This window comes from Aminobacter sp. J44 (assembly GCF_007829415.1).
In the GTDB taxonomy this organism is placed as follows: domain Bacteria; phylum Pseudomonadota; class Alphaproteobacteria; order Rhizobiales; family Rhizobiaceae; genus Aerobium.
This window is the reverse complement of sequence record NZ_VLJG01000007.1, coordinates 1-15,214: the sequence shown is the minus strand read 5'-3', so window position 1 is coordinate 15,214 and position 15,214 is coordinate 1. Positions and strand designations below refer to the sequence as shown.

16 protein-coding genes and 1 pseudogene are annotated in these 15,214 nt (G+C 64.5%); 14 read left to right on the top strand and 3 right to left on the bottom strand.

Going from position 1 to position 15,214, the window contains the following annotated elements; genetic code table 11:
* Positions 1–56: 56 nt before the first annotated feature.
* A complete protein-coding gene (gene hemN / locus L610_RS03800; RefSeq protein ID WP_371712947.1) occupies positions 57–1,382 on the top strand; it encodes an oxygen-independent coproporphyrinogen III oxidase in 1,326 nt (441 codons plus the stop codon).
* Between the two features lie 2 nt (positions 1,383–1,384).
* On the opposite strand, the gene L610_RS03795 is transcribed toward hemN, so the two are convergent.
* The gene (locus L610_RS03795) at positions 1,385–1,687 is read right to left on the bottom strand and encodes an alkylphosphonate utilization protein (RefSeq protein ID WP_144702646.1); all 303 of its coding nucleotides are present in this window, start codon (positions 1,685–1,687) and stop codon (positions 1,385–1,387) included.
* A gap of 272 nt (positions 1,688–1,959) precedes the next feature.
* Here L610_RS03795 and rplU point away from each other — a divergent pair.
* The 3 genes and pseudogenes from rplU to L610_RS03780 all read left to right on the top strand — a co-directional run.
* Positions 1,960–2,337: pseudogene (rplU, locus tag L610_RS03790) on the top strand (50S ribosomal protein L21); the annotation flags it as partial.
* Between the two features lie 36 nt (positions 2,338–2,373).
* The gene (gene rpmA / locus L610_RS03785) at positions 2,374–2,643 is read left to right on the top strand and encodes a 50S ribosomal protein L27 (RefSeq protein ID WP_024848926.1); all 270 of its coding nucleotides are present in this window, start codon (positions 2,374–2,376) and stop codon (positions 2,641–2,643) included.
* Positions 2,644–2,761: 118 nt separating this feature from the next.
* Complete coding sequence (locus tag L610_RS03780; RefSeq protein ID WP_144702643.1) at positions 2,762–3,352, top strand: GNAT family N-acetyltransferase; 591 nt, start codon at positions 2,762–2,764, stop codon at positions 3,350–3,352.
* A gap of 2 nt (positions 3,353–3,354) precedes the next feature.
* On the opposite strand, the gene L610_RS03775 is transcribed toward L610_RS03780, so the two are convergent.
* Positions 3,355–4,218, bottom strand: a complete 864-nt coding sequence (locus L610_RS03775; RefSeq protein ID WP_144702640.1) for an endonuclease/exonuclease/phosphatase family protein — start codon at positions 4,216–4,218, stop codon at positions 3,355–3,357.
* 99 nt (positions 4,219–4,317) lie between these two features.
* Here L610_RS03775 and obgE point away from each other — a divergent pair, with 99 nt between their 5' ends.
* The 10 genes from obgE (at position 4,318) to L610_RS03725 (ending at position 14,012) form a co-directional block, all read left to right on the top strand.
* Positions 4,318–5,352 (top strand): GTPase ObgE, encoded by a 1,035-nt coding sequence (gene obgE / locus L610_RS03770; protein ID WP_144702637.1) that lies wholly within the window; start codon positions 4,318–4,320, stop codon positions 5,350–5,352.
* A 36-nt stretch (positions 5,353–5,388) separates the two neighbouring features.
* A complete protein-coding gene (gene proB / locus L610_RS03765; protein WP_144702634.1) occupies positions 5,389–6,537 on the top strand; it encodes a glutamate 5-kinase in 1,149 nt (382 codons plus the stop codon).
* Complete coding sequence (locus L610_RS03760) at positions 6,527–7,816, top strand: glutamate-5-semialdehyde dehydrogenase (RefSeq protein ID WP_144702631.1); 1,290 nt, start codon at positions 6,527–6,529, stop codon at positions 7,814–7,816. The genes proB and L610_RS03760 overlap by 11 nt, the downstream gene beginning before the upstream one ends.
* Before the next feature lie 29 nt (positions 7,817–7,845).
* Entirely contained in the window at positions 7,846–8,433 is a 588-nt protein-coding gene (locus L610_RS03755; protein WP_144702713.1) for a nicotinate-nucleotide adenylyltransferase, read from the top strand.
* 69 nt (positions 8,434–8,502) lie between these two features.
* The gene (gene rsfS / locus L610_RS03750; protein ID WP_144702710.1) at positions 8,503–8,949 is read left to right on the top strand and encodes a ribosome silencing factor; all 447 of its coding nucleotides are present in this window, start codon (positions 8,503–8,505) and stop codon (positions 8,947–8,949) included.
* 36 nt (positions 8,950–8,985) lie between these two features.
* On the top strand, positions 8,986–9,465 hold the full coding sequence (gene rlmH, locus L610_RS03745; RefSeq protein WP_024848918.1) for a 23S rRNA (pseudouridine(1915)-N(3))-methyltransferase RlmH: 480 nt from the start codon (positions 8,986–8,988) through the stop codon (positions 9,463–9,465).
* Between the two features lie 101 nt (positions 9,466–9,566).
* Positions 9,567–10,871, top strand: a complete 1,305-nt coding sequence (locus L610_RS03740; RefSeq protein WP_034330422.1) for a murein hydrolase activator EnvC — start codon at positions 9,567–9,569, stop codon at positions 10,869–10,871.
* Positions 10,861–12,195, top strand: a complete 1,335-nt coding sequence (locus tag L610_RS03735) for a S41 family peptidase (RefSeq protein WP_144702628.1) — start codon at positions 10,861–10,863, stop codon at positions 12,193–12,195. Before L610_RS03740 ends, L610_RS03735 begins: the two co-directional genes overlap by 11 nt.
* 111 nt (positions 12,196–12,306) lie before the next feature.
* Positions 12,307–13,482, top strand: coding sequence for a divergent polysaccharide deacetylase family protein (locus L610_RS03730; protein WP_144702625.1), 1,176 nt, complete (start codon positions 12,307–12,309; stop codon positions 13,480–13,482).
* Between the two features lie 5 nt (positions 13,483–13,487).
* Complete coding sequence (locus L610_RS03725) at positions 13,488–14,012, top strand: RNA pyrophosphohydrolase (RefSeq protein WP_144702622.1); 525 nt, start codon at positions 13,488–13,490, stop codon at positions 14,010–14,012.
* 9 nt (positions 14,013–14,021) lie between these two features.
* Here the strand turns inward: L610_RS03725 and L610_RS03720 are convergent, their stop codons facing one another.
* Entirely contained in the window at positions 14,022–14,999 is a 978-nt protein-coding gene (locus L610_RS03720) for a peptidoglycan DD-metalloendopeptidase family protein (RefSeq protein WP_144702619.1), read from the bottom strand.
* Positions 15,000–15,214 lie beyond the last annotated feature (215 nt).

Sequence of the window (15,214 nt, the reverse complement as noted above, 5' to 3'; positions counted from 1 at the left end):
GCGGGGAGCCTTTCCTGACGTGAATGTGGGATGGAACGGACATGAAAGGCAAGCCGATGCGTCCAGATACCGCGCCCAGGTACACCAGCTACCCGACCGCGCCGCACTTCCACGCGGGAATCGATGCCGGCACCGTCTCCAGCTGGATCTCAGCGATCCCCGAGGGCGATCGCCTCTCCTTATATATCCACGTTCCCTATTGCGACCGGTTGTGCTGGTTCTGCGCCTGCCACACCAAGCAGACGAACCGCTACGATCCGGTCGCCAGCTTTGTGAAGAGCCTCATCGCCGAGATCGCCATCGCCGGGAAGCTCGTCGGGGGCCGTGGCGAGGTTGCCGCTCTTCATTTCGGCGGCGGTTCGCCGACGCTGCTGTCACCCGAAGACCTCACCGCGATCATGAACACGCTGCGCGGCGAGTTCCGCTTCAGCGCGGATGCCGCAATCAGCGTCGAGATCGACCCGAACGACATCACCGAGGAAAAGCTCGACGCGCTCGCCTCGATCGGGCTTACCCGCGCCAGCCTCGGCATCCAGGACTTTGATGAGCGGGTCCAGAAGGCGATCAACCGCGACCAGAGCTTTGAAGATACCAAGGCGGTGGTCGACGGCCTGCGCGCCCGCGGCGTGCCATCCGTCAATCTCGACGTCCTCTACGGCCTGCCGCACCAGACGCTCGAAAGCGTCGAGGCGACGATCCGCAAGGTGCTGTCGCTGCGCACGGACCGCATCGCCCTGTTTGGCTATGCGCATGTGCCGTGGTTCAAGAAGCACCAGAAGATGATCGACGAAGCTGCACTGCCCAACTCGGAGCAGCGGCTTGCCCAGTCGCTTGCGGCCGCGAGCATCATCGCCGAGGAAGGCTACGACGTCATCGGCCTCGACCATTTCGCCCTGCCGCAGGATTCGCTGGCGGTCACCGCGCGCAACGGCACGCTTCGCCGCAACTTCCAAGGCTACACCGACGATGATTGCGAGACGCTGATCGGCCTTGGGCCGTCCTCGATCAGCCGCTTCCGCCAGGGCTATGCCCAGAATGTGCCGGCGACAGCCGAATACCAGCGCCGCGTCGATGCCGGCACACTGGCGGTCGCTCGCGGCGTCGCCTTCACCGACGACGACGTCATGCGCGGCTGGGTGATCGAGCGGCTGATGTGCGACTTCCGCTTCTCGGCAACCGAGGCGCTTGAGAAGTTCGGCTCCGCCGCGCGTGCGGTGCTCGCTGAGGCCGCGCTGGTGGCGCAGGAAGACGATCCCCTGCTCGTGCGCGACGGTGACTTCTATATGGTGCCGCAGATGCAGCGGCCTCTGGTGCGGCTGGCTGCGGCGCGGTTCGACCGTTACTTCTCGACCGGCGCCGCCCGCCATTCCGCCGCGGTCTAGGTTTAGCGCTTGCGCACGAATTCGGTGCGCAGGACGAGGCCCTTGATCGCGTCGTGCTTGCAGTCGATCTCTTCCGGATTGTCGGTCAGGCGGATCGACTTGATGAGCGTGCCCTGCTTCAGCGTCTGGCCAGCACCCTTGACCTTGAGGTCCTTGATCAGGACAACCGCGTCGCCATTGGCCAAAACGTTGCCGAGGGCATCACGGACCTCTGCGGCGCTGCCAGCGATGCGCGCCGCGATCTCGGAAGCCGGGAGCCACTCGCCGGTCGCTTCGTCGTAGACATATTCCTCGTCGTCGGCCATTTCGCTGTCCTTTCATAGTCGCGGGGCGCTGCAAACGGCCCCGTTGTTCGGCCCTTAGCCTCTCGATGCCGAAAGGGCAAATGCAGCAACGCCGATGTTTCCTTGACTCGATTTGCCAACTCCTGTATCGGGACGGCAAATCCGGCGAGGAGATTTCCGCGCCGGTCGTTTGTTGCGTTTATCTGGCGCGAAAACGTTCACCCGAAACCGACTGACAAAAAGACGGCAAGGTCACTCGTGATCAAGGCCGGACGAACAGCGAAAGGCAAAAAATGTTCGCAGTCATCAAGACCGGCGGTAAGCAGTACCGCGTCGCCGCTGACGACGTCCTGAAGATCGAGAAGGTCGCAGGCGAAGTTGGCGAGATCGTCACTCTCGGCGCAGTTCTCGCTTACGGCGAAGGCGACAACGTCACCATCGGCGCACCCTTCGTTGAGGGTGCTTCGGTTGCCGTTGAGGTCGTCGAGCAGGGCCGTGGCCCGAAGGTCATCGCATTCAAGAAGCGTCGCCGCCAGAACTCGCGCCGCAAGCGCGGCCATCGCCAGGAGCTCACCACCGTCCGGGTCACCGAGATCCTGACCGCTGGTGCACAGCCGAAGAAGGCCGCCGCGAAGAAGGCTTCGAAGAAGACCGAAGCTGCAGCTGCAGCAGACGCAGAGTAATTCGGGAACTGAAGGAGTAATCCCATGGCACATAAGAAAGCTGGCGGTTCCTCGCGTAACGGTCGCGATTCAGAATCGAAGCGCCTTGGCGTGAAGAAGTTCGGTGGCGAGGTCGTCATTCCGGGCAACATCATCATTCGTCAGCGCGGCACCAAGTGGCACCCGGGCGTGAACGTCGGCATTGGCAAGGACCATACGATTTTCGCGACTGCCGAGGGCGCTGTTTCGTTTGCGCGCAAAGCCAACGGTCGCACCTACGTATCGGTCAATCCGATCAAGGAAGCAGCGGAGTAAGCCGGATCCGCACCAGAACACCGGCGCCCCATCTCGGGAACCGGTGTCCGGACAGTCCGGAAAAGGATCAGGGGAGATGGGTCGCCATCTCCCCTTTTTCTTTGTCTGGAGGAAAGTCATGGTTGCCGAAAAGGAAGAAGTCGAAGACGAAAGTCCCCGGATCGAGTGCCCCGTCCTGGTGACGGAGCGGCTCGTTCTGCGCCCGCCGCACATCGATGACGTGCCGGAGCTGGCGCAGCTCGCGAACAACCGCCGCATCGCCAACATGCTCGGCCGCATGCCGCATCCTTATGACGAAGAGGACGCGCGTGCTTTCGTCGAGGCATCCCGTACCCGCCAGCGCGCCGGCTGCTCCTACGCCATCGCCCTGGCCGAGACCGGCGCCTTCATCGGCTGCGCGGGCCTCTATGCGGGAGAGCATGGCCTTGAGCTCGGCTACTGGATCGGTGAACGCTACTGGGGCAACGGCTACGCGACCGAGGCGGCACATGCGCTGGTCGACCTTGCCTTCCGCGCGACGGCGATCGAGCGCCTGAATGCCTCCTGCCGCGTCACCAACTCGGCCTCGCGCCGCGTGATCCACAAGTGCGGCTTCCAGTACGCCGGACAGGGCATGCTGGAATCGTTGTCTGCAGGCCGCGTCACCGTCGAGCGCTACGCGCTGGATCGCCGGACCTGGGTGAGCCTCAGAAGCTGGGGCCAGCTGTGAAATCAGGCCAGCTCGATCCAGACCGGCTTGTGGTCGGAACCTACGGCGTCGAAATCGACGCTGACGGACTTCACGCGCGACACAAGCGTCGGATGGACGAAGCAGTAGTCGAGGCGCTTGTGCAGGCTCGCGTCCTTCGGGTCGCCGAGATTGACGCAGGTCGGCCGGGTATCGCCGTTCGGCAAGAGCGCGGCATCCACGGCGTAACGCGCCACCATCGGCGTGCCGAACTCGTGGTCCGGCCGGCCCGTCACCGCGGTGTATTCCCGGGAACCCGGCAGCATGTTGAAGTCGCCCATCAGCACGTAGCCCTCCGGTACCGGCGGCTCGGCGTAGCCCATTTCGCAGATTCCGGTGACGCCGCCGCCCTCGACCGGGTAGCTGATCAGGCGCTCCATCAGGAAGTCGATCTGGCGCAGGCGCTCGTCGGCGCCGCGATGGTCCAGATGCACGGAGTAGAAGCGCGTCGCGCCAAACGGCGTGTCGATCACCGCCTCCAGCGCTCCGCGCTGCAGGTTGACCTTGTCGTAGCTGCGCGTGCGCGGCAGCAGGATGTTGCGGGAGACGAGGATCGGCGTCTTCGACAGGATCATGTTGCCGAACTGCAGGCGCACGTCGATGGCGCGGCCGTTCTCGATGCGCGACGCAACCTCGGCCTCGAAATTCGGCCCGTAGACGGCAAAATATTCGGGAAGCATGGCGCGAATATCCGCGACAAGATCCCGATGCTCGTTGGCGGGACTGTTGCGCGTCACTTCCTGAAGCGCGATAACGTCGGCGCCGTGCAGGCGTTGAACGATCCGTTCCAGATCGAATCTGGCGTCCTCGCCAAAGCCGAACTGGATGTTATAGCTGACGCATTTCATGCCATTCACCCCACCCGCGCCGATTTCGGCGTGATTCCGTGCTGCTCTTAGGCTAGAGCAGGCACTTCACACCAGAGCAAGCAGCAGACTGTTACTCAGATGAAATTTCTCGATCAGGCCAAGGTCTATATCCGCTCCGGCGACGGAGGCGCCGGCTCGGTATCGTTCCGCCGCGAAAAATTCATCGAGTTCGGCGGCCCCGACGGTGGTGATGGCGGGCGCGGCGGCGACGTCTGGGCGGAGGTCGTCGACGGCCTCAATACGCTCATCGACTATCGCTACCAGCAGCACTTCAAGGCCAAGACCGGCATGCACGGCATGGGCCGCAACCGCACCGGCGCCAAGGGCGCCGATGTTGTGCTGAAGGTTCCGGCCGGCACCCAGATCTTCGAGGAAGACAACGAGACGCTGATCTGCGACCTGACCGAGGTCGGCCAGCGCTTCCTGCTTGCGCGCGGCGGCAATGGCGGCTTCGGCAACCAGCACTTCAAGACCTCGACCAACCAGGCACCGCGCCGCGCCAATCCCGGCCTGCCGGGTGAGGAGCGCACCATTTGGCTGCGACTGAAGCTCATTGCGGATGCTGGCCTCGTCGGCCTTCCGAATGCCGGTAAGTCGACCTTCCTGTCGGCTGTGACGGCGGCAAAGCCGAAGATCGCGGATTATCCGTTCACGACGCTGCACCCGAACCTCGGCGTTGCCCGCATCGACGCCCGCGAATTCGTCATCGCCGACATTCCGGGCCTTATCGAAGGCGCGCATGAAGGCATCGGTATCGGCGACCGTTTCCTCGGTCACGTCGAGCGCACCCGCGTGCTGCTGCACCTTGTCTCGGCGCAGGAAGAGAACCCCGGCAAGGCCTACAAGACGGTTCGCGCCGAACTCGAAGCCTACGGCCACGGCCTCGACGAGAAGCCGGAGATCGTGGCGCTGAGCCAGGTCGACACGCTGGACGATGAGAGCCGCAAGAAGAAGGCGGCGTCGCTGAAGCGCGCGAGCGGCCGCACGCCGCTGATGATCTCGGCCGTCTCGCGCGAGGGCGTCGATGAGGCGCTGCGCGCACTGATCTCGGTCGTAGAGGAGACCCGCGCCGAGGAAGCGCCGGTCAAGGAAGACGATCGCTGGAAGAAATAGTTCAGCCTACCCTCACTGCTACGAAAGCCCCAGACCATGACTGCCCGCCCGCTCAAGGATTTCCGTCGCATCACCGTGAAGATCGGTTCGGCGCTGCTGGTTGACCGGAAGAAGGGCCTCAAGCGGGACTGGCTGTCGAGCATGGTCGACGACATTGCCGCGCTGGCCGCTGAGGGCACTGAGGTACTCGTCGTGTCGTCGGGCGCTATCGCGCTCGGCCGCACCATCCTGGGCCTTACTGCCCGCTCGCTGCCGCTCGAGGAAAGCCAGGCGGCCGCGGCCGTCGGCCAGATCGCGCTCGCAGGCGCCTGGTCCGAGGAGCTGCGCGAACGCGGGCTGAAGTCGGGCCAGATTCTCGTCACCCTCGGCGACACCGAGGAGCGCCGCCGCTACCTCAACGCCCGCGCCACCATCTCAACGCTGCTGAAGCTCAAGGCGGTGCCGGTCATCAACGAGAACGACACCGTGGCAACGTCGGAAATCCGCTACGGCGACAACGACCGCCTCGCCGCTCGCGTCGCGACGATGATGAACTCGGACCTGCTGGTCCTGTTGTCCGACATCGATGGCCTCTACGACGCGCCGCCGGCGAACAATCCGGACGCGAAGTTCATTCCCTATGTCGATCGCATCACGCCGCAGATCGAGGCGATGGCGGGCGGCGCGGCATCGGAACTCTCGCGCGGCGGCATGCGCACCAAGATCGACGCCGGCAAGATCGCGACGATTGCCGGCACCAGCATGATCATCACGCTGGGTGCGCGCATGAACCCGCTGAAGGCGATCGACGCCGGCGAGCGCGCGACCTTCTTTGCCGCTTCGCCGCACCCGGTGCGCGGCTACAAGTCGTGGATCGCGGGCAATCTCGAGCCGGCTGGCCGCATCACGGTTGACGCGGGTGCGGTGCGCGCACTCGCCTCGGGCAAGTCGCTGCTGCCGGCCGGCGTCACCCTCGTTTCAGGCAATTTCTCGCGCGGTGATACGGTGGCGATCCTCGCCCCTGACGGGCGCGAGATCGCACGCGGGCTTGTTGCTTACGATGCGGCGGATGCCGTAAGGATCGCTGGACTGAAGACTGCGGAAATCGAGGCCGTCCTTGGCCATCAGGCGCGGGCGGCCATGGTGCATCGCGACGACATGGTGACGTCGCAGGCACTGGAAGTAGAGGTGGATCATGCTGGATAAGCGCGAGACCAACACCCAGGAAGTGGTTGCGGTGATGGCGGAGGTTGGCCGCAAGGCCCGCGCCGCCGCTCGGCCACTCGCGCTCGCCAGCGCCGAGCGCAAGCACGCCGCCCTCATCGCCATGGCTCACGCCGTGCGCGAGAACATGCAGGCGATCATCAAGGCGAACGCCATCGACATCGCCAACGGCGAGGCTGCCGGCCTGTCGCCGGCGATGATGGATCGCCTGAAGCTGAACGAAGGCCGCATCCGCGCGATCGAGGACGGCATCCGCGCGATTGCGGAGCTCAAGGATCCGGTTGGCGAGACCATCGCCGAGTGGGACCGCCCCAACGGGCTCCACATCGAACGCGTACGGACGCCGCTCGGCGTCATCGGCGTCATCTACGAGAGCCGCCCAAACGTGACGGCTGATGCCGGCGCGCTCTGCCTCAAGGCGGGTAATGCCGTGATTTTGCGTGGCGGCTCCGACAGCGCCAATTCGTCGAAGGCGATCCACGCCTGCCTGGTCAAGGGGCTCAAAGCCGCCGGCCTGCCCGAGGATGCGATCCAGCTGGTGCCCACCACCGACCGCGCCGCCGTTGGCGAGATGCTGAAGGGCCTCGGCGGCAACATAGACGTGATCGTGCCGCGCGGCGGGCGCTCGCTGGTCGAGCGCGTACAAAACGAAGCGCGCGTGCCGGTCTTCGCCCATCTCGAGGGCATCTGCCACCTCTACATCGACAAGTCGGCGAAGGTCGACATGGCCGTCGAGATCGCGCTCAACGCCAAGATGCGCCGCACCGGCATCTGCGGCGCGACCGAGACACTGCTGGTCGACCGTGCCGCAGCTTCCACGCATCTCGTGCCGATCCTGCAGAAGCTGCATGCCGCTGGCTGCGAGATCCGCGGCACCGACGAAGTAATGAAGCTGTTCGACGCGGCCGTGCCTGCGCAGGAACAGGACTGGGCGACCGAGTATCTCGATGCGATCATCTCGGTGAAGCTGGTCGATGGCGTCGGCGAGGCGATCGACCATATCGAGCGCTGGTCCTCACATCACACCGAGGCAATCGTCGCCGAGGACCCGGCCGCGGTCGAGCGCTTCTTCAACGAGATCGACTCCGCGATCCTTCTGCACAACGCCTCGACCCAGTTCGCCGACGGCGGTGAGTTCGGCATGGGCGCCGAGATCGGCATCGCAACCGGCCGCATGCACGCGCGCGGACCGGTGGGCGTCGAGCAGCTGACGTCGTTCAAGTACCGCGTGCGCGGCAACGGGCAGGTCCGCCCCAGTTGATCGCGAACGTCCCCGCCAGCTATCTGCGCATGCCGCATGTCGAGAAAGGCATGCAGGTCGGCCTGTTCGGCGGATCGTTCAACCCGCCGCATGCCGGGCATGCGCTCGTCGCCGAGATTGCCTTGCGCACGCTCGGCCTCGACCAGCTTTGGTGGATGGTCACCCCCGGCAATCCGCTGAAGGCCGGCAAGGCGATCCAGCCGCTCGCCGAACGCATCGACCTGTCAGAAGCCTTTGCGGAGGACCCGCGCATCAAGGTGACGGCGTTCGAGGCGAGCTTCAATGTCCGCTACACGGCTGACACCATCGCGCTGGTGCTGTCGCGCAATCCGGGCGTCGACTTCGTCTGGATCATGGGCGCCGACAACCTCGCCCAGTTCCACCGCTGGCAGAACTGGCAGCAGATTGTCAGGAGCGTGCCGATCGCGGTGGTCGACCGGCCGGGTTCGACCCTATCGCTGATTTCGTCGAAGATGGCGAAGACATTTGATTATGCCCGCGTAAACGAGCGGGATGCAGCGGCGCTTTCGCGCCTGCGGCCGCCGGCATGGACCTTCATCCACGGTCCACGCTCATCGCTCTCATCCACGGCCCTCCGGGGCGAAGGGCGGCCCTAGACCCGCGACCATAAGGCGGTCTTGAAACCAGACCGGGACTCTGCCTATTTAGTTCCTGTTGGGCCAACTATGCCCACAGGTTGTTCTTGTCAGAAAGGAAAGACACTGAGAACAGCATTGCAGAAGGAGGCCTCTAGCAAGCCTTCAACGGCCGGAGTTGACGGCATCGCCGAAATCTCCCGCGCCCTCGACCTCGTCCTTGCCAGTCTGGAAGACTCCAAGGCCGAAGATATCGTCAAAATCGATCTGCAGGGAAAGTCCAGTCTCGGTGACTACATGGTCATCGCGTCGGGGCGCTCCAACCGTCATGTCGCTGCGATCTCCGAACATCTCATGACCGCCATGAAAGATGGCGGGCTCGGTTATCCGCGCGTTGAGGGTCTGTCCAGCGCCGACTGGGTCCTGATCGATGCCGGCGACATCATCGTCCATGTCTTCCGTCCGGAAGTCCGGGAATTCTACAACATCGAGAAGATGTGGCTTACGCCGGATCTTGAGGACGATACCGTCCACTGACGCATACCCCTGCGGGGGTGGATGGAGAAGGCAGGCATGCGCTTGAGCATTCACGCCGTGGGCCGGATGAAGGCCGGCCCCGAGAGAGAACTTGCTGAGCGCTATCTGACCCGTCTTGCCAAGACGGGCCCGGCCATCGGGCTCGAATTCTCCGGCGTGTCCGAAATCGCCGAAAGCCGCGCCAAGTCGGCAGACGAGCGCAAGAGGGAAGAGGCTGCAAGCCTTGCCCAGCACCGCGGCGACGCGGCGCTGTTCATCCTCGACGAGCGCGGCAAGAACCCCACCTCCGAAGAACTCGCCGAAAAGGTCGCCTCCCTGCGCGATTCCGGGCGCAAGCATCTCGTCTTTGCCATCGGCGGGCCGGACGGCCACGCGCCCGAAAGCCGCGCCTCCGCCGACTATGTGCTCTCCTTCGGCGCGCAAACCTGGCCGCACCAGCTGGTGCGAGTAATGCTCGCCGAACAGCTCTACCGCATTGCGACCATTCTTTCCGGCCACCCCTACCACCGCAGCTAATGAGCGCACCCATCGGCGATTGGTTGATGTTTCGTTAACGATGGGGCTCTAGTCTCGGCGGCAGGACAAAGCGCGGACCGATGAACCGAACGGCAAGGCAGATGCTATTCGCTGCGGCGTGCGCCGCGCTGGCCCCTTTGGCCGGCGTGGGGCAGGTGCGTGCGCAGGAAGCAACCGCCGCCGCGACCGAGCTCGAGGCGAAGCGCACGGCGACCGCCGAGGAATATGCCCGCATCACGCAGGAGCTTTCGGTTTCCGAAGAGCGGGCCGCGAAGATCGCTGAGGAAATCGCCGCGATCCGCAAGGACCACGCCTCGCTGAGCGCGGCGCTCGTCCAGGCAGCCAAGACCGAACGCAAGCTGGCGACCGAGGCCGACGACATTGCAGGAAAGCTGGAAGCCCTGCACATCCAGGAGCAGGGACTTCGGGCGTCACTTCACGAACGCCGCGGCGTGCTGGCCGAGGTGCTGGGCGCGCTGCAGCGCATGGGGTTGAACCCGCCGCCGGCCATTCTCGTTCGGCCTGAAGACGCGCTCTCATCCGTCCGCTCGTCAATCCTGCTCGCTGCCGTCGTGCCGGAACTACGCGGCGAGACCGAGATCCTGCTGGGCGATCTCGAGGAGCTGTCGCGCCTCGTCGCCTCGATCACCAGCGAGCGCAAGCGCCTGCTCGCGACGGTCGCCGAGCAGGCCGAGGAGCAGAAGCGCCTATCACTTCTTCTTGAAGAAAAGCAGAAGCTGCAGGAGGCGTCGGAGCAGAATCTTCTCGCCGAGAAGGCGCGCATCGAGGAGCTTGGCTCGCAGGCCGTATCTCTGCGCGAGCTGATCGACGCGCTCGAAGGCGAAATCGAGATCGCCGCGCGGCAAGCGGAGGAAAAGGCTGCCGCCGCAGGCCGCGAAGCCGCGGAATCGCCGCGCTGGAGCGCGCCGACCCAGCAACTGCCGGCGCCTAAAGCGCCCTTCTCCGCTATGCTCGGCCAGCTCAATCTGCCGGTCGCCGGCCGCATCGACCGCCGCTTCGGCGAGCCCGACGGCAGTGGCGGAACCTTGCAGGGCGACATGCTCGCGACACATTCGACAGCAATCGTTACTGCTCCGGTTAACGGCTCGGTACTGTACGCCGGCCCGTTCCGCTCCTATGGGCAACTCTTGATACTGAATGCCGGCGACGGCTATCATGTGGTTCTGGCGGGAATGGGTCGAATCAGCGTGGTCCCGGGCCAGTCTGTCCTGGCAGGTGAACCTGTCGGCATGATGGGTGAGACGCGGGTTGCAAGCGCCGTCGCCTTCGGAGGGTCAGATGCCGGTCCGGAACTCTATGTCGAGTTCCGCAAGGAAGGGAAACCCGTCGATCCGGCCCCTTGGTGGACGGAGAGCACTGTTGGAAGGACAGAAAATGGTACGTAAGTTGTCGCTTCTGTGTGCCGGTGCGCTGGTGGGCGCTTCCGCCATGAGCCTGATTCACGGCGCCGGTGGCACGATGGCGAATGCAGCTGGCTCGGATACCTATCGCCAGCTTGCGATCTTTGGCGACATCTTCGAGCGTGTCCGCGCCCAGTACGTCACGCCTCCGGAAGACCAGAAACTGGTCGAGAGCGCGATCCAGGGCATGCTGAGCTCGCTCGATCCGCATTCGTCCTATCTCAATCCTGAAGCGGCGAAGGACATGCGCGTGCAGACGCGCGGCGAGTTCGGCGGCCTCGGCATCGAGGTCACGATGGAGAACGAGCTCGTCAAGGTCATCGCGCCGATCGAAGACACCCCGGCTGCCCGTGCGGGTGTGCTGGCCGGCGACCTGATCGCCGAGATCGACGGCGTCGAGGTCCGCGGCATGACGCTGTCCGAGGCGGTCGACAAGATGCGCGGCGCCGTCAAGACGCCGATCGAGCTGACGATCCTGCGCGAAGGCGCAACCGAGCCGATCAAGCTCAAGATTGTCCGCGACGTCATCAAGGTTCGCGCGGTGCGTCACCGCGTCGAGGAAGACATCGGTTATCTCAAGATCAACTCGTTCACCGAGAAGACCTACGATGACCTGCAGAACGCGATCGCCGACATCAAGAAGCAGATCCCCGGCGACAAGCTGAAGGGCTACGTGCTCGACCTGCGACTGAACCCCGGCGGTCTGCTCGATCAGGCGGTCAGCGTCAGCGACACCTTCCTCGAACGCGGCGAGATCGTTTCGACCCGCGGTCGCGACCCGAAGAACATCACCCGCTTCGACGCTCGTGCAGGCGACGCAATCGACGGCAAGCCGCTGATCGTGCTCGTCAACGGCGGTTCGGCGAGTGCTTCGGAAATCGTGGCGGGCGCCCTGCAGGATCACCGCCGTGCGACGATCGTCGGCACCCAGTCCTTTGGCAAGGGTTCGGTTCAGACGATCATCCCGCTGGCCGAGAACGGCGCGCTGCGCCTGACCACAGCGCTGTACTACACGCCGTCAGGCACCTCGATCCAGGGCAAGGGCATCACGCCGGACATCAAGGTCGAGCAGCCGCTGCCCGAGGATCTTGCCGGTCGTGACGTCTCGCGCGGCGAGTCCGAGCTTCGCGGCCACATCAAGGGTCAGTTGGAGAGCGAGGAAGGTTCGGGCTCCGCGGCCTATGTCCCGCCGGATCCGAAGGACGACGTCCAGCTCAAGTACGCCTACGACCTCCTGCGTGGCGTCGAGAGTCACGCCGCGTTCCCGCCGAACCCGTACCACGCGGTCCTGGAGCAGGAACAGCAGTAAGAGTTGCGTCAGCCGGTCTCCGGACCGGCCCGAGTTAAACCCGCGCCGGCGTCTCACCAGACTTCCGGCGCGGATTCGCGAGTCGGCCTGGCTTGGGGGGCAGCGCATTTCGTGAACGAGCGACTTCGAGATCGGGAAATCGATAAGCCGCTGGGCCTGCCGGGGCAGCGCCAGCGGCCTTCGTCCGGCCGCGGCTTTGGCCGTGGGGAAATCGTCTACTGCCTCGTTGGCTTCGCTCTTGTCGTTTCCTCCTCGCTCATCGCCTTACGCGAGCGTCCCTATCGCACGCCGCCGCAGGTGGTGGTAACCACCCCGGAAACGGTCGAAAACCTCACCAGCGGCGCTGATGAGGCGCCTGCGGCCTATCCTTCCTCGTCCGGCTCTTCTTCCGGTCCCGCCATCATCAAGGTTCCCAAGGCTGCCGAGAGCGGTAACGGCGGCATCATCGTCCGCGACCCGACCGCGAAGACCGGGCAGGACCCGCGCGTCGCCCACCTGCCCGACCGGGACCTCGTCGAAGAGTCGGACTATGGCCTGCTGCCGATCCGCGCCGCCGACGGTCGCCGTCCGTTCGACGTCTATGCCCGGCCATGGTCCGGCGCACGCGGCGCGCGCGTCGCAATCGTCATCGGTGGTCTTGGCGTCTCGCAGACCGGCACGCAGGAGGCCATCAGCAAACTGCCGCCCGAGGTGACGCTTGCCTTTGCCAGCGGCGGCAACAGCCTTGACCGCTGGATGCAGGCAGCCCGCCAGAAGGGCCACGAAATCGTACTGCAGGTGCCGCTGGAGCCGTTCGACTATCCGTCGGTCGATCCCGGCCGCAATACACTGACGGTTGATGCCGGCCCCGAGGAGAACCGGGACCGGCTCTACGCAACGCTCGGCCGGATCACCAACTATACCGGCGTGATGAACTACATGGGCGGGCGATTCGTCACTGATCGAGCCGCTTTCTCCCCCTTCATGGCCGAACTCGGCAAGCGCGGCCTGATGTATCTCGACGACGGCTCGTCTGCCCGCACGCTGGCGCCGGAACTCGCGCTGGTCACGCGCGTGCCCTACGCCGCCGCTGACCTTACTATCGACACCGAGCGGGAGCACGCGGCGGTGCTGGCGAAGCTCGACGATGCCGAGCGTACTGCCCGCGCCAAGGGATATGCGGTCGCGACCGGCTCTGCCTTTAGCGCCACGGTTGACGCCGTCTCCGTCTGGGCGCAGGAAGCAAAGCGGCGCGGCATCGAGATCGTCCCCGTCTCGGCGCTAGCGCGCGATCCGGAAATGGAATGAATGCAATGAACGAGACCCGAAAGCCGGTGGACCCCGAGAGCCTGCCCTATCGCCGCTGCGTCGGCGTCATGGTGCTGAACAGTGACGGTCTCGTCTGGACCGGGCGCCGCATCGTTCTGTCGGACAGCGAGATGGCCGGCTCAGACAAGCTCTGGCAGATGCCGCAGGGCGGCATTGACGAAGGCGAGGATCCGCTGCCAGCCGCGCTGCGCGAGCTCTACGAGGAAACGGGCATGCGCACCGTCTCGCTGCTCGCCGAGGCACCAGACTGGATCAATTACGACCTGCCGCCGGAGCTGGTGGGCATCGCCCTGAAGGGCAAGTATCGGGGCCAGGCACAGAAATGGTTCGCCTTCCGTTTCGAGGGCGACGAGAGCGAAATCGCGATCAATCCGCCGCCGGGTGGGCATACTGCCGAATTCGACACTTGGGCATGGAAGCCGATGGCGGACCTGCCCGAGCTGATCGTCCCCTTCAAGCGCAAGGTCTATGAGCAGGTGGTCGCCGCATTCCGGCACCTTGCGCGCTGATCGGGAAACCTACTGCGACGAAACTCGCTCCCCGCGCTGCGGCTCGCCCCGCTCGACCGGATTTTCCGCCCGATAGTTGACGAACTGCATCGGCAGCCCTTCGCCATTGCCAAGCTCCGGCGTCGTCTGCAGATGCATGTGCAGGTGCGGCTCGGACGTGTTGCCGCTGTTGCCGCACACCCCGATCGGCTGGCCTGAAGTCACCCTGTCTCCGGCCTTCACCGATATCGTTCCTCGCCGCATGTGTGCGAGGAAAAGGTATTCGTCATTGCCAAGGTCGATGACGACATGGTTGCCGGCCGGATTTTGCGGATCTGCCGCGCCAATCATCTGGTCGGGCAGATCGTTGACAGCTGTCACCACCGTTCCGTCAGCGGGAGCCAGGACCGGCCGGCCCCAGCAGTAGTAGTCGCTCTGGGACTTCCCCTCGCCCGCATGCGACCAGTTCTTCTCCTTGACGAGGAAATCTACCGCATAGCGCTGGCCGGGATCTGCGGCATGGTAGTTGTCCTCAACCATGCGCCCACCCCAATAGACATACCATTCACCGTTAAAGGGAAGCCGCAGCCTTGCTTTTGTCTCGTATTCCTCGAAGCGCGATGCAGCGGGTCGAGTGGCAGCGCGGACAAAGAAGCCGGCGATCTTTCCTTCGCGGTCGAAGGAAAACTGGGTGATCAGCGGTACATCCGATTTCTCGTGAACGCCACGGCGGATGTAGATCGAATAGGCGTTCTCGCGAAAAAGTTGCTCGGACGCGTCCTTTTCCGCGCCCCATGTCGCCTCGACTTCGTCGCGCAGCGCGTGCAGAGCTTCAGCGGATACAACCGCTTCGCGCATCTGCGGTGTCATCCTGTCGATGAGCGTGTCGGCCTGTCCGCCGATGAAGGCCTCGGTGAGCCGCCTGCCCTCCTCCAGTGAGGTCGCATAGGCCGTGCCCATCCAGGCAACGAAGGCCGTAGCGGCAAGTAGCAGGCGAACTGGTAGCATGGTGTCTCCCCTGTTCCTTACTCCCAAAGGTAACGCGGGGCGGCATGCAGACAACAAAAAAGGCCGGCAGAGCCGGCCTTCAGACTGCTGACAAAGTTCCGCGAGCCTTCAAATCAGGCTTGTTGATTCCGATCCGTTCTCACTTTGAATCTGAGACGTTCCGTGAATCTCGGGCTCCGGAAAGGTGCGTCGAGGGTTTGTCAACAAACTGAAGG